This window comes from Marinobacterium iners (assembly GCF_017310015.1).
Lineage (GTDB): Bacteria > Pseudomonadota > Gammaproteobacteria > Pseudomonadales > Balneatricaceae > Marinobacterium > Marinobacterium iners.
This window is the reverse complement of sequence record NZ_CP022297.1, coordinates 2,288,127-2,313,180: the sequence shown is the minus strand read 5'-3', so window position 1 is coordinate 2,313,180 and position 25,054 is coordinate 2,288,127. Positions and strand designations below refer to the sequence as shown.

The 25,054-nt window shown below is 55.8% G+C and carries 19 protein-coding genes; 14 read left to right on the top strand and 5 right to left on the bottom strand.

What is annotated here, in order from left to right; all coding sequences use genetic code 11:
• Positions 1–130: 130 nt before the first annotated feature.
• The gene (locus tag CFI10_RS11080; RefSeq protein ID WP_206834472.1) at positions 131–886 is read left to right on the top strand and encodes an EAL domain-containing protein; all 756 of its coding nucleotides are present in this window, start codon (positions 131–133) and stop codon (positions 884–886) included.
• Between the two features lie 16 nt (positions 887–902).
• Here CFI10_RS11080 and CFI10_RS11075 read toward each other — a convergent pair whose 3' ends face one another.
• On the bottom strand, positions 903–2,498 hold the full coding sequence (locus CFI10_RS11075) for a BCCT family transporter (protein ID WP_242529969.1): 1,596 nt from the start codon (positions 2,496–2,498) through the stop codon (positions 903–905).
• A 162-nt stretch (positions 2,499–2,660) separates the two neighbouring features.
• On the opposite strand from CFI10_RS11075, the gene CFI10_RS11070 reads away from it, so the two are divergent.
• The 6 genes from CFI10_RS11070 (at position 2,661) to ltrA (ending at position 11,407) form a co-directional block, all read left to right on the top strand.
• Positions 2,661–6,140 carry an acyl-[ACP]--phospholipid O-acyltransferase gene (locus tag CFI10_RS11070; protein WP_206834470.1) on the top strand — a complete coding sequence of 1,160 codons (3,480 nt, stop codon included), beginning with the start codon at positions 2,661–2,663 and terminating at the stop codon, positions 6,138–6,140.
• Between the two features lie 53 nt (positions 6,141–6,193).
• Positions 6,194–7,291 carry an iron-sulfur cluster carrier protein ApbC gene (gene apbC / locus CFI10_RS11065; protein ID WP_206834468.1) on the top strand — a complete coding sequence of 366 codons (1,098 nt, stop codon included), beginning with the start codon at positions 6,194–6,196 and terminating at the stop codon, positions 7,289–7,291.
• A gap of 113 nt (positions 7,292–7,404) precedes the next feature.
• Complete coding sequence (gene dcd, locus CFI10_RS11060) at positions 7,405–7,971, top strand: dCTP deaminase (protein ID WP_091823599.1); 567 nt, start codon at positions 7,405–7,407, stop codon at positions 7,969–7,971.
• Between the two features lie 24 nt (positions 7,972–7,995).
• On the top strand, positions 7,996–8,643 hold the full coding sequence (locus CFI10_RS11055) for a hypothetical protein (RefSeq protein WP_091823596.1): 648 nt from the start codon (positions 7,996–7,998) through the stop codon (positions 8,641–8,643).
• Positions 8,644–8,678: 35 nt separating this feature from the next.
• A complete protein-coding gene (locus tag CFI10_RS11050; protein WP_206834466.1) occupies positions 8,679–9,470 on the top strand; it encodes a hypothetical protein in 792 nt (263 codons plus the stop codon).
• Between the two features lie 530 nt (positions 9,471–10,000).
• The gene (gene ltrA / locus CFI10_RS11045; RefSeq protein ID WP_242529968.1) at positions 10,001–11,407 is read left to right on the top strand and encodes a group II intron reverse transcriptase/maturase; all 1,407 of its coding nucleotides are present in this window, start codon (positions 10,001–10,003) and stop codon (positions 11,405–11,407) included.
• Positions 11,408–11,492: 85 nt separating this feature from the next.
• Here ltrA and CFI10_RS11040 read toward each other — a convergent pair whose 3' ends face one another.
• The 4 genes from CFI10_RS11040 to CFI10_RS11025 all read right to left on the bottom strand — a co-directional run bounded on the left by CFI10_RS11040 (position 11,493) and on the right by CFI10_RS11025 (position 15,961).
• On the bottom strand, positions 11,493–12,806 hold the full coding sequence (locus tag CFI10_RS11040; RefSeq protein ID WP_242529967.1) for a TolC family outer membrane protein: 1,314 nt from the start codon (positions 12,804–12,806) through the stop codon (positions 11,493–11,495).
• Positions 12,793–13,449, bottom strand: coding sequence for a TetR/AcrR family transcriptional regulator (locus tag CFI10_RS11035; RefSeq protein WP_206834462.1), 657 nt, complete (start codon positions 13,447–13,449; stop codon positions 12,793–12,795). The genes CFI10_RS11040 and CFI10_RS11035 overlap by 14 nt, the downstream gene beginning before the upstream one ends.
• 71 nt (positions 13,450–13,520) lie before the next feature.
• Positions 13,521–14,714: a GGDEF domain-containing protein gene (locus CFI10_RS11030; protein WP_206834460.1), complete on the bottom strand. Its 1,194-nt coding sequence runs from the start codon at positions 14,712–14,714 to the stop codon at positions 13,521–13,523.
• Positions 14,715–14,773: 59 nt separating this feature from the next.
• A complete protein-coding gene (locus CFI10_RS11025; protein ID WP_206834459.1) occupies positions 14,774–15,961 on the bottom strand; it encodes a pyridoxal phosphate-dependent aminotransferase in 1,188 nt (395 codons plus the stop codon).
• 187 nt (positions 15,962–16,148) lie between these two features.
• On the opposite strand from CFI10_RS11025, the gene uvrB reads away from it, so the two are divergent.
• From uvrB to CFI10_RS10990, 7 genes are all read left to right on the top strand, one after another.
• Positions 16,149–18,161: an excinuclease ABC subunit UvrB gene (gene uvrB / locus CFI10_RS11020; RefSeq protein WP_091823836.1), complete on the top strand. Its 2,013-nt coding sequence runs from the start codon at positions 16,149–16,151 to the stop codon at positions 18,159–18,161.
• A gap of 33 nt (positions 18,162–18,194) precedes the next feature.
• Positions 18,195–18,908 carry a sulfite exporter TauE/SafE family protein gene (locus CFI10_RS11015; protein ID WP_242529966.1) on the top strand — a complete coding sequence of 238 codons (714 nt, stop codon included), beginning with the start codon at positions 18,195–18,197 and terminating at the stop codon, positions 18,906–18,908.
• Positions 18,909–18,956: 48 nt separating this feature from the next.
• Complete coding sequence (locus tag CFI10_RS11010) at positions 18,957–20,078, top strand: substrate-binding domain-containing protein (RefSeq protein ID WP_206834457.1); 1,122 nt, start codon at positions 18,957–18,959, stop codon at positions 20,076–20,078.
• Positions 20,079–20,082: 4 nt separating this feature from the next.
• Positions 20,083–21,822, top strand: a complete 1,740-nt coding sequence (locus CFI10_RS11005; protein ID WP_206834456.1) for a sensor histidine kinase — start codon at positions 20,083–20,085, stop codon at positions 21,820–21,822.
• A 167-nt stretch (positions 21,823–21,989) separates the two neighbouring features.
• Positions 21,990–23,063 carry a TRAP transporter substrate-binding protein gene (locus CFI10_RS11000; protein WP_091823572.1) on the top strand — a complete coding sequence of 358 codons (1,074 nt, stop codon included), beginning with the start codon at positions 21,990–21,992 and terminating at the stop codon, positions 23,061–23,063.
• A gap of 87 nt (positions 23,064–23,150) precedes the next feature.
• Entirely contained in the window at positions 23,151–23,687 is a 537-nt protein-coding gene (locus CFI10_RS10995; protein WP_091823569.1) for a TRAP transporter small permease subunit, read from the top strand.
• A gap of 17 nt (positions 23,688–23,704) precedes the next feature.
• A complete protein-coding gene (locus tag CFI10_RS10990) occupies positions 23,705–24,994 on the top strand; it encodes a TRAP transporter large permease (RefSeq protein ID WP_206834455.1) in 1,290 nt (429 codons plus the stop codon).
• Positions 24,995–25,054: the final 60 nt, after the last annotated feature.

Here is a 25,054-nt window from a genome sequence, read left to right as displayed (position 1 = left end):
TATAACCACTGAGCACTCGGTTGATAGTCGTGATAGGCAGTAACTTTCAAGAGTGACACTCTGACACTACACTTTTTTTTGATCTAGAATACTGTAAACCCCTGAGTCGTGTTTTATACAAGGATACACCATGCCCCCGCAGACACTTCCCGGCTGTGCCGGATGTCAGGTGCCGCTGGATTTTGATTTTACCTTTGCCTTTCAGCCTATAGTGGAGCTGTCCAGTGGCGAGATCTATGGATACGAAGCGCTGGTGCGCGGCGTGGATGGGGCGGGTGCTTTCTCCGTACTGTCAAAGGTGAATGACGAAAACCGCTATGCCTTCGATCAGGCTTGCCGCGTAAAGGCGATAGCTCTGGCTGCCCGGCTTGGCATGAAGCAGGTGTTGAGTATCAACTTTCTGCCCAATGCCGTGTATGAGCCAGCGCACTGTATTCGCAGTACCCTTCAGGCTGCACGGGAACATGGCTTCCCCATTGATCGGATCATGTTCGAGATTACCGAGTCAGAGCGGGTGCACGATGCCAATCATCTGACTCGGATCTTTGAATATTATCGTCAGCAAGGGTTTATCACGGCACTGGATGATTTTGGGGCTGGCCATGCCGGGCTCAATCTTATGGCCAGCTTCATTCCGCATACGCTGAAGTTGGATATGGAGCTGGTGCGTGATATCGACGGAAGTCGGGTTAAACAGATCATCGTTGGTGGGTTGATCGATATCTGTAACCAGCTCGATATTCGTATTCTGGCCGAGGGGGTCGAAACCGCCGCCGAGATGGAGTATTTCCTCCAACACGGCGTGACCTTGATGCAAGGCTACTACTTCGCAAAACCGGGCTTTGAATGTCTGCCCAAGGTTGATTTCGAGAAACTGCCCGACTGATCAGGCAATGGGCCGGTCATAGACCGGCCGAATCCTGTGCTCTGCGTTCGATCGCGGGCTCTTCGATCACGTCTTCCGCTACCGCCCAGGGTTCTGCCGGAGCCAGTTTGCGCTCACCGGTGCGAGCAGCATAGCGCTCTTTACGCAGCGCACGCAGCAAACCGGTCGCCATGGCCACCACCACCAGTGAAAACGGCAAGGCAGCGGTAATAACAGCTGCCTGCAGGGTTTCGAGTCCGCCGGCCAACAGCAGAACTGCCGTCAGCAGAGCCAGAAAAACTCCCCAGAGAATACGGTGCCCAGAGGGCGGGTCAGTATCCCCGCCAGACAGAATAGTGGTAATCACCAGTGTGCCGGCATTGGCGGAGGTGATCAGGTAGGTACCGATCAGCACAATCAGCAGAGTGGATACAACCGGTGTCATGATACCCAATGACATCCCTTCAATCATGACAAACAGGGCCGAAGAGATATCGTTGTACACGGCTTCAATGACACCGCCGCCTTGAAACAGCTCCTGATACAATGCGGTGCCGCCAAACAGGCCTATCCAGATAATAGTGATGCCGGTAGGAACCAACAGTACACCGGTGACAAACTCACGGAAGGTGCGCCCGCGTGAAATTCGGGCGATAAACATGCCAACAAACGGGCTCCAGGCCAGCCACCAGCCCCAGAAGAACACAGTCCACTCTGCTTGCCAGTGGCCACCATGGGTGGCGTTGGTGTGGAAACTCAGGGGCAACAAATTCTGGATGTAGTCGCCGGTGGCTTCAATGGTGACGCCGATCAGATACTGTGTAGGGCCTAGAATCAGCATGAAGAAGACGGCGGCAATGCTGAGCCAGAAGTTCATTTCCGATAGCAGCCGCACACCACGAGAAACACCGGATACCACTGAGACGGTGGCGATCATCATGATACCTGCGATCACGGTCAACTGCAGTTCGGTGGAATTGACGATGCCAAATACACGATTAAGCCCGGCGTTCATCTGTTGAACGCCAAGGCCCAGTGTTGTGGCAATGCCAAACACAGTGCCGAATACCGCCAGCAGATCGATCAGATCACCAAAGGCCCCATGAATTCGGTTGCCCAGCAGTGGGCGCAAGGCTGAGCGTACAGTCAATGGCTGGTCGTGGCGAAAGGCAAAGTAGGCCATGGTGAGCCCGACAAAGGAGAAGATGGCCCAGCCGTTGATGCCCCAGTGAAAAAACGAGAGCCGCATGGCGATGATGGCTGCGTCGGCATCGGCGCTGCCAAACTCAACAAAAGGGTTGTCTTGAAACTGAAGAATCGGCTGTGCCACTGACCAGAAAAGAATCCCGACCCCGGTTCCGGCTGCAAACAGCATGCTGACCCAGGAGAAAAAGGTAAATTCGGGTACCTCAGCATCGTTGCCCAGACGCACATTCTTATAGCGCCCAGTGCCGAGCCAGATCATGAAGAACAGCAGAAAGGCAACCAGCAGGACGTAATACCATTCCAGAAAGGGGTTGAGCCAGCTGCGCAGCTGACCGATTGCGGCAGCACTTTCATCGGTGAAGAAAACACCGGCTACCACCGTCGCCAGAACCATCAGGATGGCGATGGTGCTCATCCCTGCGTTCATCCCCTTGAACGGGCCTGTCTGTGCCTGATTATACAATGCACTATCCTCCTTTTATCGGGTAAGATCCTGAAATGGTAAGGGTTGAGGCACTGATTACAACCGTGCCGAGAAAATAGAGTCACGGGCTGTCGGTTCGCTGAGGGTGTGGGAGAGGGTGTTGGAATGACGGAATTACTGAAGATACGGGGGTTTCCGGCGTTCATTCTGGTGGCGTTTATCAATGCGTTTATCGACCTGGGACACAAGGTCACCATCCAGAACACCCTTTTCAAAAGTTATGATGGTGAAACGCAAATTCTGCTTACGGCTGTCGTAAATGGCTTGATCCTGCTGCCTTTTATTATGCTGTTTACCCCTGCAGGTTTTGTTTCTGACAAGTACCCCAAACACCGTGTCATGCAGCTATCCGCAGCGGCGGCACTGTTAATTACGCTGGCTATTACAGCCTGTTACTATGCCGGCCTGTTCATCCCCGCCTTTGCCCTGACCTTTATTCTGGCTGTGCAAAGTGCGATTTATTCACCGGCAAAATACGGTTTTATTCGGGAACTGCTCGGTGTTGAGCGTTTGAGCGAAGGCAACGGCTGGATTCAGGCTGTTACCATTGTGGCGATACTAAGTGGCATTGTGGTGTTTTCAGCGCTGTTCGAGTGGATGCTGGCCGGGCAGTCGCTGCATGGCCCAAATCAAATTCTGCCAAACGTGGCCTCACTTGGCTGGGTTCTGGTGGGTGGGGCAGCCCTGCAGCTACTGCTGACCTTGCGTCTGCCGGCCTTGAGCCAAACCGATTCTCGACAATGTTTCAGCGTGCGGGACTACGTCAGTGGGCGCAGTCTGTGGCGTAACCTGGCCGAGCTGGCGAGTGTACGCACCATTCTCCTGTCCATATTTGGCCTCGCCATGTTCTGGTCAATCAGTCAGGTGATGCTGGCTGTATTTCCCGCCTATGCCAAAGAGCATCTGGACCAGAACAACACATTCATTATTCAGGGAGCGATGGCGCTGGCAGGGGTCGGCATCATGATTGGCTCTGTCATCGCGGGTCGCCTGTCACGACACTACATCAATGCCGGACTCATTCCCCTGGGTGCCTGTGGTGTGGCATTGGGGCTGCTGCTGTTGCCACAACTGAACAGTATTGCCCTCTGTGCGCTGGCCTTTCTGCTGATCGGGGCCAGCGGTGCGATGATGATTATCCCGCTCAACGCCATGATTCAGTTTAACGCTGAAGAGTCGCGTCTGGGTCGCGTACTGGCTGGCAATAATTTTGTTCAAAACGTTTCCATGCTCAGTTTCCTGCTGCTGACCGTGACAAGTGCACTGTTATCGGTACCCTCAACTTGGGTGCTTTGGCTGCTGGCGCTGGTGGCGGTATGTGGTGCAATCTATGCGGTGATCTTGCTGCCACAAGCGCTTGTACGTCTTATGGCGACAAGTCTGATTCGACGTCGCTACAACCTGAAGGTGCTTGGGTTCGAGCACCTGCCGGTGAGCGGAGAAGGGACTCTTCTGCTTGGGAACCATATCAGCTGGCTGGACTGGGCCATGCTGCAGATGGCTTGCCCGCGTCATATCCATTTTGTGATGGAACGCTCGATTTATGAGCGCTGGTATCTGCGCTGGTTTCTGGATTTGTATCGTGTCATTCCCATCTCTGCGCGAGGCCCGCGCAGCGCCATGCGCCAGGTACGCAAGCTGCTGGCTGATGGCCGAGTCGTGTGTCTGTTCCCGGAAGGCGCCATCAGTTACAGCGGTCAGCTGGGCGAGTTCAAACGTGGCTTTGAGCGGGTCGCTCGTGAAAGCGGGGATGGTCCGGTTCCGAATGCGCGGATCATACCTTTTTATCTGCGGGGGTTGTGGGGCAGTCGCTTTTCTCGCTCCAGTGAGCGGCTGCAGGGATTTGACAACCGTGGGCTCAAACGTGATGTGATAGTGGCATTTGGTGAACCGCTGCCGCTTGATACCCGTGCTGAAACGGTCAAGCAGACGGTTGCCCAGCTATCGATTCATGCCTGGAATGAGTACACCGACAGCCTAGAAACGCTGCCGCGAGCCTTTATTCGTACAGCCAGGGCGGCACCCTCTGAATGGGCTTTGACCGATCTTAACGGCCCTGTGCTTAACCATCGCAGGCTGTTGACGGCCTGTATCCTGTTCAGTCGCCGGCTTAGAAAGATTGAAGAGCAAAATGTTGGGCTGTTGTTGCCGACGGCGGCCGGTGGTGCCATTGCCAATATGGCGCTTTTGATGTCAGGCAAGACGCTGGTCAACCTGAACTACACATCACCGGAGCACGTGTTGCTGGGTTGTGCCGAGCGGGCCGGTGTACGCACACTGGTCACCTCGTCACAGTTTCTGCGCAAGCTGGAGCAGCGAGGCCTGAGTTTCAGGCAGCTGCTGGAGCGAATGAATGTAATCATCCTGGAAGACGTAAAAGCCGGGATCGGCAAGCCAGAGTCGCTGCTGACCCTGATGCAAGCAGTACTGACGCCGGTATGGGCGTTGCACTGGCGTTATGGGGGGGCGTCTGATCTGGATGATACCGCCGCGATCATGTTCTCATCCGGTAGCGAGGGAGCCCCCAAAGGGGTCATGCTGAGCCACCGTAACATGATGGCAAACCTTAAACAGATCGCGGCCGTGTTGAACGTTCAGGAGGATGACTGTGTACTGGCAACGCTGCCCCTGTTCCATGCCTTTGGCCTTACCGTTACCAGCATGATGCCGCTGGTGGAGGGAATCCCGCTGGTCTGCCAGCCGGATCCGACTGATGCGGTCAATATCGGCAAGGCGGCAGCGCGCTATCGTGCCACGATTCTGTGCGGTACCAGCACCTTTCTTGGCATTTATGTGCGCAACCAGAAATTGCATCCGCTGATGTTCAGCTCGTTGCGTTTGGTGGTGGCAGGAGCCGAGAAGCTCTCGCCGCAGATAAAATCCGGCTTCGAGGCGCGCTTTCGCGTTCCGGTCCTGGAAGGATATGGCTGTACAGAAACCACGCCGGTGGCCAGCGTAAACCTGCCGGATTACCTCGATACACAGTGGTGGCACCTGCAGCGGGGGCAGCGCGAAGGGACCGTGGGCATGGCACTGCCTGGCTCCATGTTCAGAGTCGTAGACCCGGTTTCGCTGAAGCCGTTACCGGTTGGTGATAGCGGAATGATCCTGCTGGGAGGCAGTCAGATCATGAAGGGATACCTCAACGAACCTGATCGTACTGCCGAGGTGATCATTGAGGCGGATGGTTTGCGTTGGTACAAGACTGGTGACAAGGGGTACCTGGATGAAGATGGCTTCCTTACCATCATTGATCGCTATTCACGCTTTGCCAAGATAGGGGGCGAAATGATCTCGCTCAGCTCGGTAGAGCAAGCCGTGCAGTCAGAACTGGATCAGCCGGAGCTGGTGCTGGCGGCGGTTGCTGTACCGGATGAGCGTAAGGGCGAGCAAATTGTATTGCTGGTGGAGGGGGCTGATTCCGAGTCGATTCAGTCGCGCTTGCGGAAATCTTCAATTGCGCCGCTGTGTCGGCCTGCAAGGGTGTATACCGTTGACCAAATACCTCTGCTGGGCAGTGGCAAGATGGATCTTCCCGCGCTGCGGCAGCTTGCACTGGAACAGCAAGGCATATCTGAGGCATAATTCCGACTATAGTGCTGGGTTATTATCAGGCTCAGATCGTTCAAGGAGTTTCCATGACAGCAGCAAATGCCGAGCAGATACGTGCAGCCATTGAGGCTTGGATTGATCCCGATACTGGGCTGGCCCTGGCGGACATTGGCCGGGTTGGTCCGATAGAAATTGATGACAGCCGCATCAGGGTTGTAGTTGAGCTGGGATTTGCTTGTGCCAGCCAGCACTCGAGGCTGCATGATGGCCTGAATGAGACGGTTAGCGAGATGTATGCAGGGCATACCGTTGAGATCCAGGTTTGCCAGCAGATTCAGGCACACCCCAGCCCTAAAAAGCTACCTAGCCTTGAAGGGGTTCGCAATATTATCGCCATTGCTTCCGGCAAGGGTGGGGTTGGCAAGTCGACTACCACCGTGAATCTGGCACTGGCGCTGGCTGCCGAGGGCGCGCGGGTGGGTATTCTGGATGCGGATATCTATGGCCCCAGTCAGGGCATGATGTTGGGAATTCCCGAAGGACAGCGACCCGAAACCGCGGAAGAGAAATACTTCCGTCCGATCGTGGGGCATGGCATTCAGTCCATGTCGATGAGCTATCTGGTCGATGAAAACACACCGATGGTCTGGCGAGGACCAATGGTGAGTGGCGCCATGCAGCAGTTGCTGAACCAGACATTGTGGCAGGATCTGGACTACCTGCTGATCGACATGCCGCCCGGCACCGGCGATATCCAGCTGACGCTGGCGCAGCGGGTACCGGTCAGCGCGGCGGTCATTGTCACTACGCCACAGGATATTGCTCTGTTGGATGCCCGCAAAGGGATCGAGATGTTCCGCAAGGTGGATATTCCGGTGCTTGGAATTGTCGAGAATATGAGTGTGCATATCTGCAGTCAGTGTGGCCATGAAGAAGCGCTGTTTGGTGCTGGTGGTGGCGCGCGCATCGCGCAACAGTACGAGACAGAGCTGCTGGGGCAGTTGCCGCTGGCGCTTGCGATTCGTGAGCAGACCGATGCCGGCAAGCCGACGGTGGTTGCCGACCCCGAAAGTGGCCATGCCCAGCGCTATCGAGAAATTGCTCGGAGCATGGGCGCGCGGCTGGCAAAAAAATTAACTACAGCGGGGAACTCAATTCCCACTATTCAGGTCAACAGTGACTAGTACAGCGAGATGAAATTTTCCGCCCCAGTGTTACACCGGGGCGGTTTTTTTTGCCCAAAACGTATAGAATGGTGCGTTGATTTGCCAACAGACTTTCAGGTGAACAGGCAGCTATGGGTATAAAGTCGGATCGCTGGATTCGCCAGATGGCGGACAAACACCGCATGATTGAGCCGTTCGAGGCCGGTCAGGTACGACGTGCCAATGATCAGCCGATTGTGTCCTACGGGACCTCGAGCTATGGTTACGATGTTCGCTGTGCGGACGAATTCAAGATCTTCACCAACATCAATTCCTCCATCGTGGATCCGAAGAACTTCGACCAGGGCAGCTTTGTTGATGTGCAGTCTGACGTTTGCATTATTCCTCCCAACTCGTTTGCACTGGCACGTACGGTCGAGTACTTCCGTATCCCGCGAGACGTACTGACGATCTGCTTGGGTAAAAGTACCTATGCTCGCTGCGGTATCATCGTTAACGTGACACCGCTGGAGCCCGAATGGGAAGGACATGTAACCCTCGAATTCTCCAACACGACGCCACTGCCGGCCCGTATCTATGCCAATGAAGGCGTAGCTCAGATGCTGTTTCTCGGCGCAGATGAGGTTTGTGAGACCTCCTATAAAGATCGCAGTGGCAAATACCAGGGACAGACGGGTGTTGTTGTTCCGCGAACCTGACACGCTTTAACATCATTGGTGTACATGAATTCCAATCCTGATTTGAATCAGATCCGCGCTTTCTGGCAGCAGATTGAACAAACACTCGATCAGCTGCTGGATAGTCAGCAGGATATGCAGTTTGATGCCGACAACCTGCTCGATACCTACCGTGTCTCGCTGCAGAAAATCGACCGTAATCTGACCTTCCACTTTGAGCGCGAGCATGAAGAAGGGCCGGTCGAGATGATCTTTGGTTGTGACGGCTATCCTGAGTCGATCCATGCTGTACTCAGTGTGGTGGGTGCTGCGCCTGAGCTCAGTGGCATCAACTTTCGTGCCTTCAATCACCGCTATGATCCAGTACCGTCCTGCGTCAACCTGGGTGAAGAGTACTGTGATATTGAAGAGTTCTGGTGTTCACTGCGCGTGATCGAAGGCAAGCTGCACCTGGCCATCTATCTGCAGGATTCTCCCAAAATACTGGAGATGGATCCGCGGGTTGAGGCGGTGATGATTTTCATGGATGCTCTGATTGGCGAATATGAGCTGATGACCCGGATCTGGGCGCTGGATTGGTGCGAACTGCCGGCAGAGCCACTCGATTTTGGTCTGATACCCTTGCTGCAGCTGCGTGAGCAGTTTGACAAGCTGAAAGATGACGTTAAACCTGTGGGTATTACCATTCACTAAGCAGGGTTTATCCTGCAGATGGGCGGAGGCACGGCATGAGTCGTCGGCTGGCAGATCTTATGGACAGGGTGCGGCAACGTTATGTACGCACCATGCAGGAAAGTGGTCAGCGTGAGCCTTACATCACGGCACACCGGGTGTGTCAGCAGATGCTCAATCTTTCACCGTTAGCTCTGGCGGAGTTGATTGCGGAAGATCCGAAACTGCTGTCAGCACGTGCCGGTGAGCTGGTGGAAGATCCTGCCGAGATTGAAAACCCAAGTATTGGCGTAATAGTGACCAGCAATATCTGTGCGGCGGCGCTTGAGGGGCTGCTGGCAGTGGCTGTCAATCGTGAGTGGCTCCAGATCGACAGCGATGACCGTATTCTGGTCGATGCGTGGGAGCTGGACAACATTCCCGAAGTTAAAAGTGTGGACTACAGTGATGTGGCTCCACCTGATCTTAGTCAGCGCCAGAACAGCCAGTTGTCTGTGCTGTTTAATGCGGCCGAGAAAGCCTATCTCAGGCAGTTGGGGGAAGCCCCTCATGATGCCTATCAGCTGGCGCTGCAGGTATCTTCGGATTATGTGGTGTTTGCGCCGGATGATCTGGCACCGCTGATACAGGAAAACCCGCTTCTGTTAGGACTCCGTGCCGACGAATTGGTAGATGAAGACATGTTTGAAGGTGATCCGCCTGCCGGGCTGATCATCAGTGCCCACTTGACTGAAATGCTGCTGCAGCAATTGCTGGAACTGGCTCAGGAGCAGGGTGCCTTGCCGCTGGACAGTGCTGGCCAGCTGATTTTGCCTGAATCGGATGAAGATGCGCCCACGCTGCATTGAGTGGCTTGCAATGTGCCGGCGATTCGGTATCACAAAAGTATAATAGTAAAAAGCCGGCAACTGCCGGCTTTTTACGTAGTGCGCCAGGCATGGCGCGTAGCGCCTTGGCGGGCGCTGTTCCGATGCGCGTGGTGGCGGTCGGATGACTTGGAGGTGCAAGTCCTCTGTGGGCCCGGCAAGGGGAACCACTAGCCGAACGGCAAGGGTGTCCATCGCGAGGTGGAATCTGAAGGAAGCCGAAGGCAAAGCACTGACCTGACGAACAGAAATCGCATACGAGGCGGCAGCTGTGGGTGAGGAGTCTACTATCTTCAAAGCCCGGTACTTGCACGGAGCGGCGGTCGTAAATGCGGCAGGTATAAGTGTGAAGGTCGCGCGTTTTACCCTGGGAGGTCTGTTGTCCTGCCTTTGGCTACGGCTGTCGTGAGGCGGCCGGATGGGACCACAGAATTCAGCAGACGCCATAGTAGGTGACTTACCGGTCACTGAAGGGCTGAACATGATAAACGAATCGGGAGCCCTGCCCCTTGATGACCCTGAACAACACTGAACAGATGGCTGAGACGCCATCACTTGCCGAGGCGGTGACCGGGCAGAACCCGGCTGCGGTCCCGTGCGAGGTGTTGCCGGTTACAGCGGGTGCAGGATCACTGCCGAGCGAAGCTGACAGGGATCTGATGTCAGCGGTACTGGCCCGCAGCAACATGCTGCTGGCCTACGATCGGGTTCGTCGCAATAAAGGCGCGCCCGGGGTGGATGGGATGACAGTCGAGGCGCTCAAGCCTTACCTGAAAACCCATTGGCCCGAGATCAAACAGCAACTGTTGGAGGGGCGGTACACACCCCAGCCTGTGCGCAAGGTTGAAATCCCCAAGCCCGGGGGAGGCATCCGTATGCTGGGTATTCCCAGTGTTCTGGATCGCCTGATCCAACAGGCATTGCATCAAGTGCTTAGTCCACGCTTTGAACCCACGTTCTCTGATCACAGCTACGGCTTCCGACCGGGACGCAGTGCTGCTCAGGCGGTCCTGCAGGCCCGATCCTACATGGAAGAGGGACGACGCTGGGTGGTCGATATCGATCTGGAAGCGTTCTTTGACCGGGTCAACCACGACATCCTGATGTCGCGGTTGGCGCGCAGGATCATGGATGCACGTGTCTTGAAACTGATCCGTACCTATTTACAGGCCGGGATCATGGAAGGAGGCGTGGTAACGGCGCGGCGGGAAGGCACGCCACAAGGCGGCCCCCTCTCGCCGTTGCTGTCCAATATCCTGTTGACGGATCTGGATCGAGAACTGGAACGGCGGGGCCACCGGTTCTGCCGGTACGCGGACGACTGCAACATCTACGTGAAAAGCCGGAAGGCGGGAGAACGTGTGCTTGCCTCATTGACCGACTATCTTGAGCAACGACTCAAACTTCGCGTCAACCGGGGCAAGAGCGCGGTCGATCGACCCTGGAACAGGAGTTTTCTTGGCTACAGCGTGGATAAACGCAAGCGGAACATCCGGCTCAAAGTGGCAGAGAAATCGCTGAAGCGTCTGAAGGCCACGATCAAGCAGGTGCTTCGCCGAGGCCGAGGACAGAGGATCTATCGGACGGTCGAGATACTGACCCCGAAACTGCGGGGCTGGCTCAACTACTTCCGTTATAGCGATGTGAAAGGGAGCTTCGAGGCACTGGATGGCTGGATCCGTCGTCATCTGCGCAAGATCCTCTGGCGTCAATGGAAACGGCCGTTCACCCGGGCCAAGATGCTGATGCGACTGGGGCTGTCTGAAGACAGGGCTTGGCGCAGTGCCACCAACGGGCGTGGTCCTTGGTGGAACTCATGCGCCTCGCACTTGAACCAGGCGCTGCCGAAGAAAGTGTTTGATCGAATCGGACTGGTATCGTTGATGGATCAGTATCGTCGGCTTAAATGTGTATCATGAACCGCCGTATGCGGAACCGCACGTACGGTGGTGTGAGAGGACGGAGGTCGCAAGACCTCCTCCTACTCGATTTCAAGGTCGGTATTTATTGAGCTGCGGTCGATGACTTCAGCCATTCATCCAGTGACAGCAGGTCATCGGGGCTCAGCGTGCCCAGCTGTTGCTTGAAACGGAACAAGGTGGACACATGATTGAATCGTGCAGTCGCGTAGTCCAGTCGGGCTTGATACAGCGCCTGTTCGGCCTGCAACACATCCACCACGTTGCGGGTACCCACGTTGAAGCCTTCTTCAGTTGCACGCAGGGCCGTCTCGCGTGATTTGATGCTCTGCATCCGGGCTTTCACGCTCTGGACGCTGGTTTGCAGGTTGCGCAAGAGTGAACGGGTCTGTTCCGTGACCTCGCGATACCGGTCCTCACGCTCATACTGGGCGGCATACAGGTTCTGTTGCGCCTCGCGTACCTGAGAACTTGTGGCGCCTCCGCTGAACAGCGGTACGCTCAGAGTCAGGGCTACCGAACTGCTGTCCTCCCAGGGGCGACTATTGAATTCAGATTCACTGTAGCCATAGTTGGCTTCGAGATTCACGCGCGGATGATGGCCGGCACGTGCAATCTGACTGTCGCGGCGGCTGGTTTCAATGCCAAGCTCGCTGAGTTTGAGGGCCAAGTTGCCGCTGCGTGCCTTTTCGAGCCATGGCGCGGGCTCAGCCGGTGTAATCGGCTCAATCGGATAATCCTCGCGCAGCAGGTCGACCGTGGAAAATTGCTGTCCCGCCAGTCGCTCCAGTGCTTCATAGCTGTTGGTCAGGGCGCCTTCAGCATCGATTCGCTGTACGACAGCATTATCAAAGGAAGCCTGGGCTTCCTGTACATCGGTGATGGCAATCACGCCAACCTCAAATTGCGCGTTTACCTGCTCCAGTCGGCGCTGCAATGCGCGTTCTTGGGCCTGAGCGGTCTCCAGCGTGCTCATGGCACGCAGAACGCCAAGGTAAGCGTCAACCGTGCGCTGGATCAGCTGCTGCTGGTCAAGATCGAATTGAAGCGATGTCTGTTCTGTGATCAGTTGGCTTTTCTGATAACCGAACCACTTGGCAGTGTCGAATACCGGCTGTACCAGAGAGACCTGCCAGGCGCGATCATCTGCGCTCTGGTCACGATAGCCATCATTACTGTGTGTGTAGCTGCCACCGGCATTGATCTGTGGCAGCAGTTGCGCCAGCCCCTGAGTCTCTGCTTCCTGCCCGGCCAGGTAGCGGGCTTCTGCGGCCTTGAGCTGCGGGTCGTTATCCAGTGCCATGCGGTACAGATCGGCAAGAGCCGCTGCACCAGCAGGTGCACTGCTGAAGCTGGCAAGGGCCAGCAGCGGGATGAGTTTCCGTTTAATGCGTTTCACTGTGCAATACTTCCCTTGTGTGATGTACGGGCCGGTCGTTGGGTTCCGGAGCGGGCAAAATCTGCTGCCACAGCATATCAACTGCGTCATAAAGTGGCTGGCGGCTATCTTCAACTTTCATCCGCAGCAGTGCGCCTTGCCAGTAGTCCCAGATCAGGCGCGCCAGGGCACTGGCAGAGAGGTCTGTGCGGACACTGCCTTCCTGCTGACAGATCAGCATATCGTCATTTATGGCATCGATAACACGCTGGATTGCATCGCGAATGGCGTGCCGAAATTCCGGTGAGGCCCGAGCCATCTCTCCGGACAGGTTGGCCAGCAGGCAGCCGATTCGTTCGTTTTCATCAGAAAAGTCTTCGATCAGGCGCAGCATCATGGTTCGCAGCTTGTCGGCGTGGGAGCCCTGAATGCGGCTGAATTCTTCGCGCCACAGGTTCATTTCCAGTGCCTGATAGTGTTCGATGACTTCGATGGCGAATGATTCCTTGCCGCCGAAATAATTGTAGAAGGAACCACGCGAAACGTCACAGGCATCCAGAATCATGCTCAGGCTAGTGCCGTGATAGCCGTGGCGCTGGAAAAGGTGGTTGCCAAGATCCAGCAAGGCTTCGCGGCTGTGTACCGGGGGTCTGCCTCGTGCCATTTAATTGAACCGATCATTCTAGAAAGGCGTCATTGTGCATTAACAGACTGGCCAGTTCAATAATCTGTCACTCAAATCCCGCGCTGTTTCTTTTCTTTTCTCAAGCGGCTGTCCGCCAGCAGCAGCAGCTCATCACCACTGCCGTTGACTTCTGACAGCAGAGCCAGGCCGGCACTGGCATGAAAGGCTGACCCCAATGTCTGTGTCATGGCGTGGTTGATCTGATCCAGGCGCTGTTGTAAAGGCGGTGGCGTGTGTTTGACGGGAAGCAGTAGGACGAACTCGTCGCCGCCAAAACGGAACAAGTGGTCATCAGGACGGCAGATGTGGCGCAGACGGTCGGCAAACTGGCACAAGACGCGGTCTCCTTCGTGCTGGCCGTGCAGATTGTTGATTGCCGAAAGGCTGTCGATGTCGATCAGTGCCAGCAGACAGTCACGGCCGGACTGCTTCCGCTCCTGTTCGCTGCTGGCAAGGGTGTGATCGAGTGCGTCGCGTCCGGGCAGTTGTGTTAAAGGGTCCAGCTGGAGAGCAGGGCTGCGCTCACTGCTCTCCAGCTGTTCCGGTTGCCAGGCGCTGATAAGATCGGCGCAGAGTTGCATCAGATGGATACTGTCAGCCAGGCTGGCTGTTTTCTCGGCCCCCCACAGGCTCAGGTGTCCCAGTGGGTTGCCATTGCGGGAATCCACGCGCTGAGCAATCCAAAGTCCCTGATCCCCAAGCAGGGGATCGTGCACTCTGGCTTCGTTCCGGTCCCATTCCAGAATCAGGGTGCCGGGCTGGCCTTGCTGGTAGAGCGGAGCTGCTGAGCTGTTTTTAAGCTCCAATGTTTGCGGTGGCAACAGCTGTTGTCCGGACCAGTGTCCCATCAGAGCCAGCTTATCAGTGCCCTGCTGCTTGCAGCCAGCCGCCTCGGGCCAGTCAAGCAGGGATGCCAGAAGTTGCGGCAGAATAAAGAACGGGTCACTGCCTGAGGCCAGGGCAGGCATCAGTTCCTGCAGCAATGCTCGCTGCTGTTGTCCAGCACGGTGCCCGCACGCCAATATCAGGTAGTGCTCATCCGTTTTCAGGCGCTCGAAGATCACGCCCTGACTGATCAGGATGTCGGTATTTTTGCTGTCACTGCTCCAGTCCACAATGCTCTTGCGCTGCTTTTTCGGCAATTGTTCAAAGGCCTCGTTGCTCCATTCGGCTTTGGAGTCCTTCAGCAGCAGGGCCGGAGCGGATGTGTCGGCAAGCAGTCGAGTCAGAATTCTGGTTTTCATGGCAGTGTTCGATCAGGATAGGGGATACAAAAAGCCCCGGACTGTGCCGGGGCTTGTGTTTAGCGTTCCAGTGCCGCCTTGATGCGGCTGATTGCATCCTCGAGCACATTCAGGCTGGTAGCGAAAGAAAGTCGCATGTTGCCGGGTGTGCCAAAGGCCGATCCAGGCACCAGTGCGACACCGGCTTCCTGCAACAGAAACTCGGCCAGTGCAATGTCATCATTGAACTCGGCGCGAGAGTCGATCACCTTGTGGAAGCTCGGGAAGGCGTAGAAAGTACCGTCCGCCCGGATGCACTCGACACCGTCGATCTCGTTCAGTGCATTGACCACGAAGTCGTGACGCTGCTTGAACGCATTGACCATCATGGCGACACAGTCCTGCGGGCCGTCCAGTGCTGCCTGAGCCGCCACCTGCGCGATGGAGTTCGGGTTGGATGTGCTCTGTGACTGAATCTTCTTCATGGCGCCGATCAGCTTGGCCGGGCCTGCCGCATAACCGATACGCCAGCCGGTCATGGAGTAGGCCTTGGAAACACCGTTCAGCACGATGGTACGGTCATACAGCTCAGGACAGGCGTTCAGGATGTTGCAGAACGGCTGATCGGTGAACAGGATGTGCTCGTACATGTCATCAGTGGCAACCAGTACCTCCGGGTACTTGTTCAACACTTCGCCCAGAGCCTTAAGCTCTTCCAGTGTGTAGGCCACACCGGATGGGTTGGAGGGGCTGTTCAGTACGACCAGACGGGTACGCTCGGTAATGGCATCATCCAGTTGCTGCGGAGTGATCTTGAAACGCTGCTCCTGGGTGGTGGTGATGATCACCGGCTTGCCTTCGGCCACAAGAACCATATCCGGGTAAGATACCCAGTATGGGGCAGGGATCACGACTTCATCGCCCGGGTTCAACAGAGCCAGCGCCATGTTGAAAAAGCTCTGCTTGCCACCGCTTGAAACCAGAATCTGGTTGGGGGCGTAGCTGAAACCGTTCTCACGCTCAAATTTGGCAATCACCGCTTTCTTCAGCGCCGGGGTACCATCAACGGCAGTGTACTTGGTCAAGCCGTCCTGAATGGCTTTGGTCGCCGCCGCCTTGATATGTTCCGGGGTGTCAAAATCGGGTTCGCCGGCGCCGAGGCCGATGATGTCTTTGCCTTCAGCACGCAGCTCGGCAGCACGATTTGTGACGGCCAGTGTGGGTGAAGGTTTGATGCTGTTAACGCGGTCGGAAAGTTGCACGTCCAAGCCTTGGTCCTCTCTGTAATCGGTGCAAGGAATCCATCAATGCATAGCCAAAAGAGCATACAGCATAACGCACCGGGTCTGAATGCCCCGTTATGAAAAAATGCGTATCGGCGGGCGTTGCAGGCTGGTTTCTGTGTGTTGCATCAAAACAGGTATAATCGGCGGCTGGTTTGAAACAGGTGGAAAAATGAAACAGAGGTTCAGAGTACAGTCGGCATTTGCGCCCGCCGGCGATCAGCCGAAGGCAATCAGTGAGCTGGTTGACGGGCTGGAGTCGGGGCTTGCAGCCCAGACCCTGTTGGGCGTGACAGGATCGGGTAAGACCTTCACCATTGCCAATGTGATCGCCGCCGTGCAGCGCCCCACCATTATCATGGCGCACAACAAGACGTTGGCGGCACAGCTGTATGGCGAGTTCAAGGAGTTCTTCCCGGACAATGCGGTTGAATACTTTGTCTCCTATTACGATTATTACCAGCCGGAGGCCTATGTGCCGGCGTCTGATACCTTTATCGAAAAGGACGCCTCGATCAATGATCATATCGAGCAGATGCGCCTGTCCGCTACCAAGGCGCTGCTGGAGCGGGATGACGCCATCATCGTGGCAACGGTATCTGCCATTTATGGTTTGGGCGACCCCAAGTCCTATCTGTCGATGATGCTCCACCTGGACAGAGGCGATGTGATCGATCAGCGTGATCTGTTGCGCAGGCTGGCAGAGCTGCAGTACACCCGCAACGATATCGAATTCCATCGTGGTACCTATCGAGTACGCGGTGACGTGATTGATGTGTACCCGGCTGAATCGGACAGGGACGCCATCCGTATTGAGCTGTTTGGTGACGAGGTGGATCAGATCGCCTGGTTCGATCCCTTGACCGGCGAAGTCTTGCGCAAGGTGCCACGCGCTACCATCTACCCCAAAACCCACTACGTCACACCGCGTGAAACCCTGCTTGAAGCCACCGAACATATCAAGGAGGAGTTGCGCGAGCGGCTGAAGCAGCTGCGCGACAACAATAAGCTGGTGGAAGCACAGCGACTTGAACAGCGTACCCTGTACGATATTGAAATGATCATGGAGCTGGGCTATTGCTCCGGCATCGAAAATTACTCGCGCTACCTGTCCGGGCGTGATCCCGGGCAGGCGCCGCCCACCCTGTTCGATTACCTGCCTGACAGTGCGCTGCTGGTGCTCGACGAGTCTCATGTCACCGTGCCGCAGATCGGCGCCATGTATAGGGGCGACCGCTCGCGCAAGGAAACCCTGGTTGAATACGGTTTCAGGCTGCCTTCAGCGCTGGACAACCGGCCGATGAAGTTTGAGGAATGGGAGCAACAGGCGCCACAGATGATTTTCGTTTCCGCCACGCCCAGCAAGTACGAGGCCGCGAATGCTCAGCAGATTGTAGAGCAAGTGGTACGGCCGACCGGACTGGTGGACCCGCAGGTTGAAGTACGTCCTGCAATCAATCAGGTGGATGATCTGCTGACCGAAATCAACCTTGTGGTCGCACGCAAGGAGCGAGTGATTGTGACTGTGCTCACCAAGCGAATGGCTGAGGATCTCACTGAGTATCTGGCCGAGCATAATGTGCGGGTGCGCTATCTGCATTCGGATATCGATACGGTTGAACGAGTGGAAATTATTCGTGATTTGCGCATCGGTGAATTTGACGTGCTGGTTGGTATTAACCTGTTGCGTGAAGGGATCGACATGCCGGAGGTATCACTGGTGACCATTCTGGATGCCGACAAGGAAGGCTTCCTGCGTTCGGAAACCTCCATGATCCAGACCATCGGTCGCGCGGCGCGTAACGTCAATGGGCGTGCCATCCTTTATGCTGATCGCATGACAGGCTCGATGCAACGCGCCATTGATGAAACGGAGCGGCGTCGCAACAAACAGATCGCTTTCAATGCCGAGCATGGCATTACACCCAGAGGCATCAGCAAGTCCGTGGCTGATATCATGGAGGGTGCCAGCCAGATTCCCGGCAAGCGTGGCAAGGGCGGCGCGCGCAAGGCTGCCGAACCGGATGCCGAATACCGGGTTGATGCCCAGCTGCTCAGCCCTGCAGAGCTGGCAAAGACCATCACGCGCCTCGAGGACAAAATGTACGAAGCGGCCAAAAATCTGGAGTTCGAGCAGGCAGCCCGCTACCGGGACGAGCTGGAACGTTTGAAGCACAGCGGTTGAGGGTATCCGATGCTGGAGTGGAGTGTATTAATAGTGGCTGGATATCTGGCAGGGGTGCTGAACTCAATTGCCGGAGGCGGCTCTTTTCTGACCTTTCCGGCGCTGGTTTGGGCCGGCGTGCCCCCGATAACGGCAAATGCCACCAGTGCCGTGGCCGTATTGCCCGGGTATCTGGGCGGAGCGGCCGGGTTTCGCAAGGAGTTGCGCAGTCTGTCCATGCGAGAGCATGTGCAGATGTCGGTTGTGGGTCTGGCTGGCGGCTTGGCAGGAGCGCTGTTGCTGCTGGTGACACCGGCCGAGCTGTTCTCGAAAGTGGTGCCGCTGTTGTTGCTGTTGGCAACCTTGATATTTGCCTTTGGTCAGAAGCTGCTGGCCCTGGTGCGCAACAGTGAAAACCCCCTGCCTCTGCTGCCAGGCCTATTTGTGGTGGCCGTCTACGGGGGCTATTTTAATGGCGGGCTGGGAATCATGTTGCTGGCGATGTTTGCAGCCGCCGGCATGGCAAATATGTTGCTGATGAACGGCCTGAAAAACTGGCTGTCATTCGTACTGTCGATGATTTCCGTTGTGGCTTTTGCCATCGCCGGCAAGGTGCTTTGGGTTGAAGCATTGGTGATGATGCTTGCGGCAACGCTGGGCGGCTATCAGGGTGCTGCCCTGTCGCGCCTGTTGCCGGTTGCCTGGGTCAAGGGCGGGGTCGTAGTTGTGGGTCTGATGATGACAGTGGTATTTTCCCTGCGTGCATGAGGGTGCAGGTTGAAAATTGTAAACCAAGCAAAAAGGATGTGGCGAATCATGCAGGGAGTGAAACAGGTACTCTGCCTGGTCAGAGCAGGCGTGTTTGGGCTGGTATTGCTGTTGGTGACGACCGTGGCGACGGCTGCAGGCATCAGTGACTATTGGCACTATGACGAGTATTACCGGCAACATCCTGAGCAGAGGCCCTGGCTGGCTGAGTTGACTGAAGCGGTTCGCCAGCGCGCTGAGCCTGTTGAGGCAGACCTGCAGGCGAGGCCGCTGCGCATCGCCATGGTATATCCCTCTCTGCAGGCATCAAGTTACTGGCCGGACAGCGAACGGGCCCTGCAGCAGCGGCTGAACCAGCTCGGTATTCGATATCATCTGGAAGCACGCTATACCGAGCCGAATATCCAGCTGGTCGAGCAGGTAAACCAGATACGTGAACTGCTGGACTGGCAGCCGGATTACCTCCTTTATACCCTTGATTCATCGCGCCAGCAGTCGATCATCGAGCGACTGATCCAAAATACGGATACGCGGCTGATTCTGCAGAACATCACTACGCCGCTCAAGGCATGGGGTGACCGCCAGCCACACATGTATGTCGGTTTCGATCATGCTGAAGGGGCGCGTCTGTTGGCTGATCACTTTGGGAAACGTTTTCCTCAGGGTGCCGACTATGGTGTGCTGTTTCGTAGCCAGGGTCTGATCAGTCAGTTGCGCGGAATGACCTACATTCAATCGGTGCCCGAGAGTCACCGTCTGCGCAGCAGTTATTACACCGATTCCAGTCGAGTTGGAGGGCGCAAGGCGGCGTTGCAGATGCTGCGTGAACACCCCGAGCTTGACTACATTTATGCCTGCTCTACTGACGTGGCGCTGGGAGCAGTGGATGCCCTGGCCGAGCTGGGAAGAGCTGATGTGGTTGTCAACGGCTGGGGTGGCAGTCCCGCCGAGATTGAGCAGCTGCGCCTGGGGGGGCTTAAAGCAGTTCTGATGCGCATGAATGATGACAATGCCATCGCCATCGCGGAAGCGATCAAGCGTGACCTTGAGGGCAAGCCGCAGCCGTTGATCTACTCCAGCGATTTTGTCGTGCTGGATGACAGCATGAGTGTGGAAGAAATACAGGCGTACGAGGCGCTGGCGAGGCGCTACAGCGCAGGCGGATACTAATCGCATGGGCAGGCTGCGCTTCAAAACGCTGACATTTTGGCTTACATTGGGCATCTCGCTGATATTTGTAGCCGTGTTTCTGGTCGTTACCTTCATCCAATCACGCAGTGTGATTGAGGAGCAGGCATATACACTCAATCGCAGCCTTGCTCTGCGCTATGAAGAGCGTGTAACGGACTATCTGCAGCAAATTGAAACCGAAGTCTTGACGTTGGCGGCCGATCGTACCCGCATTGAAACACTCTACACCCAAAGCCCTGGCCGGCTTGAAACCGGCTTTGAGCGGTGGGAGGAAAGCCACGAAAACCGTCGCTATGATTTTGTGGCGCTCTCTTTTTTTGAGTCGGGGCGTTGCCTGTTGTCGCTCAGTTATACCCCTGAACTTAACCAGTTGCCCTGTGAACAGCTGATCAAACAGCATGGCAGTTTTCAGTACAAGGGCTGGAAACTGCTTGAGGTGGGTGGTGAACAGCTTGCCGTATATTCGGTGCCGCTTTACCTGCACGACAGTGGCAAGATCGTTGGCCAGCTACTGTCGGGGATGCGCCTGGGTGGGAATCGCTATTTGCTGAGCTCCATTTTGGTCAAAAGTGACAATTTACGTCATTTGGCGCTTTTTGATGGTGACCGAGTGCTGAGTCGGCTCCAGCCGGAACTCGAATCCAGTAATTCGGTTATGGCCGAAGATCTGGTGCTCTCGAACGGCCTTACTCCGCTTGGGCCGCAGCTGCGGATAGGTTTGCTGGCTGATGCCAGTGCGCAGCGTCAATTACGCGATGCGCTGGCGGAAACGCTGCTGTATGGCTGTCTGCTGGCACTGGTCGTCTCGCTGCTCTCGTCCTTTTTGTTGTCATCGGCGGTTGACCGGCAGTTGCAGCAATTAATCAGCCTTACCCGTCTGGCCAACCGTCAGAGCAACACCCGTTGGCCGCAAAGCTATATTCGGGAATTCAATCTTATAGGCGAAGAGATCATTGCGATCGTTAACCGCCTGAAAGAGCGAGAGCAAACGCTGGAAGGGGTCAACCAGAGACTGTCACAGAACATTGAAGAAAAGCGCCAGATCCTTCAGCACTTGATGCAAACCCAGGAGCGTGAACGACTGCGGCTGTCGAACGAGTTGCACGATGATATGGCGCAGCTGCTGGTTGCTGTACGCATGCACCTGCAATTGCAGCGTCAGGAGCTGGAGCAGGCTCGCTTGCCGCAACAGAACCTGCAGCTGGCCGCCGAGCTGATCGACAATATCTATGACACGGTCTACAACCGAATCAGGATGCTGAGGCCTTATGAGCTGAGTGATTTTGGCCTCGGTGTGAGTCTGACCAGTTTACCGGCCGTGAACTTGCTGGAACAGCTTGATTACGCAGTTGAATTTGATATTGAACAGAGCCGGCCGCTCAAACCTGATCTGGTATCGAATTTGTATCGCATCGCACAGGAGGCACTGTCCAACGTGACACGCCATGCAGGTGGAACCTGGGTACTGGTACGCCTGCGAGACGAACCTGACGGGCTGCGTATGACTATCGCCGATGACGGTGTAGGCTTTATGTCGGAACAGAATGGTGGAGTCGAAACTTCTGGTTTTGGCTTGATGGGGATTCGTGAGCGGGCAGGGCATCTGAATGCTCAGGTTGAGATTCACTCCGACCATGGGGTTAGCATTGATCTGCTGATCCCGCCTGAATATGCGTATTCATTTGTGGATCTGTGTGAAGGACCAGGGGAGGCACCTACGTAAAAACACGTATCGCATATTGCGTAGTATGCGGTATCGGCTGCGTAGAACCACTCCCGTCTCTGGGTGGTATTTCCGATACCGGCCTGTGCCTTTGCTGTCGATAATGTCATGGCTGATGACTCGTCTGAGTCATTGTCAGACTCGACAACAGAGGATAGATAACAACAATGCTTAAATTTACCTTTGCCCGCAAACTGATGGCCGCTGCTGCCTGCGCCGCTGTCATGGTTAGCCCCGTTCAGGCGGCCGAGAAAGTCCACAAACTGAAACTGGCTGAAACCTGGCCCACGAATTTTGGCGTTTTCAGCGAGCCGGCTCGCCGCATGGCAGACCTGGCCAACAAGATGTCCAATGGGCGTCTGGAAATCAGTATCGATACTGCCAACAAGCACAAGTCAGCCTTTGGCGTTTTCGACATGGTACGTGCCGGCCAGTATGACATGGGGCACTCAGCGTCCTACTACTGGAAAGGCAAGGTGCCCAACACGCTGTACTTCACCACCATGCCGTTTGGCATGACCGCGACCGAACAGTATGGCTGGTTCTACTACGGTGGTGGCATGGAGCTGATGCAGAAGGTCTACGAGCCGTTCAATCTGATGTCTTTCCCGGGCGGCAACACCGGTGTGCAGATGGGTGGCTGGTTCCAGAAAGAGATCAATACTGTAGAAGACCTGGAAGGCCTGAAAATGCGCATTCCGGGATTCGCGGGTGAAGTGCTGGCCAAGCTGGGTGCCAACCCGACCAACATTCCGCCGGGTGAGCTGTATACCTCTTTGGAACGTCGCACCATCGATGCACTGGAATGGGTGGGGCCTTCCATGGACCTGCGCATGGGCTTCCACAAGATTGCACCCTACTACTACACCGGCTGGCATGAGCCTGCAACCGAACTGCAGTTCCTGGTCAACAAGCGTACCTTTGACAAGCTGCCTGCAGACCTTCAGGAAATCCTGACCACTGCCATGCGTGTTGCGGCCTATGACATGACTATTCAGTCGCACCATGAGTCCGGTATGAACTGGGCCACCATGAAGGCGGAGTTCCCGAATGTTCAGGTCAAGCAGTTCCCGCCGGAAGTCATCCAGGCGCTGAGTAAGGCCAACGATGAATTGCTGGCTGAGCATGCCGCCAACGATGAGCTGGCCAAGGAGATTCTGGACTCCCAGGCCGAGTACATGGGTGTGGTACGTCAGTGGACTGACATTGCAGACCGTGCCTACCTGAACAGCTTCGAGTAAGCCTGTTCTCTTCGAGGCTCCGGTTGCGGAGCCTCGATCCGCATCCGGAAGATGTATCTGACAGCCTTGGGCTGCGAGGGATTCTGAATGTTTCTGTTACGCCTTGAGCAGACGATCAACGCCTTTTCCGATTGGCTGGGCAAGATCTCTGCCGTTCTTTTTGTGATCATGCTGTTCAACGTTTTCTACGACGTGATCACGCGTTACCTGTTTAATGATGTGTCCATCGGCATGCAGGAGCTGGAGTGGCATCTGTTTGCTGCCATGTTCATGCTTGGGGTGCCGTTTACCCTGAGGGTCGGTGGCCATGTGCGCGTTGATCTGATCTATGAAGGGTTGAGCCTGAAAAAGAAAGCCTGGATTGACCTTTTCGGTGTCCTGACGCTGTTGTTCCCCTTCTGTCTGCTGGTGGCCTGGTATGGCGTGGATTTCGCCCGCGAGTCCTTTGAGCTGGGTGAAGGCTCGGGCGACCCCGGTGGTCTGCCGTATCGTTGGGTGATTAAGGCAGTTATTCCCTTTGCCTTTTTCTGCACCTTCATCAGTGGTGTCGGGATGATGCTTCATTCTGTTAATACGCTCGCGGGCCATCACAGGGATGATGGCTACACCCCGATGCAGCACTAACGCACAAGGTATTCCCGATGATCGGTATTACAATGTTTTTCGTTGCCCTGGGCATGCTGTTGATCGGCTTCCCGGTGGCCTTCATTTTTGGCGGTGTGGCGCTCTGGTTCGGTGTCTATGCCGAGGGACCGGACATGTTTGCCTTCATGCCGTTCCGTATCCAGAGCATCATGGAAAACACGGTGCTCATGGCGGTGCCCTTGTTCGTGTTCATGGGAATCGTGCTGCAGAAAACCCGTCTGGCCGAGCAGTTGCTGGAATCCATGGGCAAACTGTTTGGTGGCGTACGAGGCGGTCTGGCAATTTCCACCGTACTGGTAGGTGCTCTGCTGGCTGCTTCGACCGGTGTGGTGGGTGCGTCCGTAGTCGCCATGGGTCTGATCTCGTTGCCGGTCATGCTCAAGTACAACTATGACAAAAAGCTGGCCTGCGGCACGATCTGTGCCTCCGGTACGCTGGGGCAGATCATTCCGCCATCCATCATCCTGATTATTCTGGGTGACGTGATGGGGATTCCGGTCGGTGATCTGTTTCAGGCGGCCATCATGCCTGGATTCATTCTGATCGGTGCCTATGTTCTGTACATCCTGGTGTATACCTACCTGAAACCTTCAGCGGCTCCGGCCTTGCCGATGGATCTGGACGATGGCACACGTCGGGAGCAAGTCTTCAAGGCATTGAAAGCGATTATTCCTCCGCTGGCACTGATTCTGGTGGTGCTGGGCTCGATCTTTGCCGGTATTGCAACACCGACCGAATCCTCGGCGCTGGGTGGCGTAGGTGCTCTGCTGCTGGCGCTGATCTACCGCCAGTTCAGCTGGAAGATGGTATACAACTCTGCCATCGAGACTGTGAAAGTTACGGCGATGGTTTTTGCCATCCTGTTGGGGGCCACGGCGTTCTCCATGGCGTTCAGCTATACCGGTGGTGAAGAGATTGTAGAGCATTACCTGTCCAATCTGCCGGGTGGGGCCATGGGCTTCCTGCTGCTGTCGATGTTGGCAATCCTGATTCTTGGCTTCTTTATCGATTTTGTTGAAATCAGTTTCATCATCGTGCCGATTCTGCTGCCGGCAGCAGAACTTCTGGGCATAGCGCCGGTGTGGTTTGCGATCTTGATCGCAATGAATCTGCAGACCAGCTTCCTGACTCCACCTTTCGGCTTCAGTCTGTTTTACCTCAAGGGGGTTGCGCCGCCCAATGTGCGTACCCTGGACATCTACAAGGGGGTCGTGCCCTTTATCATCATGCAGGTGGCAATCGTGATTTCGATTCTCCTGTTCCCAGGGTTCTACGGTCTGGTTTAGACTTAACGAACGCCTGTTCGGCCCTATGCCGTTCAGGCGTTTTATTTTTCTGGCCGTGCG

What these genes read in the sequence shown, in the direction of transcription:
- CFI10_RS11030 (WP_206834460.1), bottom strand. Translation starts at nt 14,714, where the DNA reads ATGAAAACCAGAATTCTGACTCGACTGCTTGCCGACACATCCGCTCCG.
- dcd (WP_091823599.1), top strand. Translation starts at nt 7,405, where the DNA reads ATGGGTATAAAGTCGGATCGCTGGATTCGCCAGATGGCGGACAAACAC.
- uvrB (WP_091823836.1), top strand. Translation starts at nt 16,149, where the DNA reads ATGAAACAGAGGTTCAGAGTACAGTCGGCATTTGCGCCCGCCGGCGAT.
- ltrA (WP_242529968.1), top strand. Translation starts at nt 10,001, where the DNA reads ATGACCCTGAACAACACTGAACAGATGGCTGAGACGCCATCACTTGCC.
- CFI10_RS10995 (WP_091823569.1), top strand. Translation starts at nt 23,151, where the DNA reads ATGTTTCTGTTACGCCTTGAGCAGACGATCAACGCCTTTTCCGATTGG.
- CFI10_RS11070 (WP_206834470.1), top strand. Translation starts at nt 2,661, where the DNA reads ATGACGGAATTACTGAAGATACGGGGGTTTCCGGCGTTCATTCTGGTG.
- CFI10_RS11035 (WP_206834462.1), bottom strand. Translation starts at nt 13,449, where the DNA reads ATGGCACGAGGCAGACCCCCGGTACACAGCCGCGAAGCCTTGCTGGAT.
- apbC (WP_206834468.1), top strand. Translation starts at nt 6,194, where the DNA reads ATGACAGCAGCAAATGCCGAGCAGATACGTGCAGCCATTGAGGCTTGG.
- CFI10_RS11050 (WP_206834466.1), top strand. Translation starts at nt 8,679, where the DNA reads ATGAGTCGTCGGCTGGCAGATCTTATGGACAGGGTGCGGCAACGTTAT.
- CFI10_RS11055 (WP_091823596.1), top strand. Translation starts at nt 7,996, where the DNA reads ATGAATTCCAATCCTGATTTGAATCAGATCCGCGCTTTCTGGCAGCAG.
- CFI10_RS10990 (WP_206834455.1), top strand. Translation starts at nt 23,705, where the DNA reads ATGATCGGTATTACAATGTTTTTCGTTGCCCTGGGCATGCTGTTGATC.
- CFI10_RS11000 (WP_091823572.1), top strand. Translation starts at nt 21,990, where the DNA reads ATGCTTAAATTTACCTTTGCCCGCAAACTGATGGCCGCTGCTGCCTGC.
- CFI10_RS11075 (WP_242529969.1), bottom strand. Translation starts at nt 2,498, where the DNA reads ATGAACGCAGGGATGAGCACCATCGCCATCCTGATGGTTCTGGCGACG.
- CFI10_RS11005 (WP_206834456.1), top strand. Translation starts at nt 20,083, where the DNA reads ATGGGCAGGCTGCGCTTCAAAACGCTGACATTTTGGCTTACATTGGGC.
- CFI10_RS11080 (WP_206834472.1), top strand. Translation starts at nt 131, where the DNA reads ATGCCCCCGCAGACACTTCCCGGCTGTGCCGGATGTCAGGTGCCGCTG.
- CFI10_RS11010 (WP_206834457.1), top strand. Translation starts at nt 18,957, where the DNA reads ATGCAGGGAGTGAAACAGGTACTCTGCCTGGTCAGAGCAGGCGTGTTT.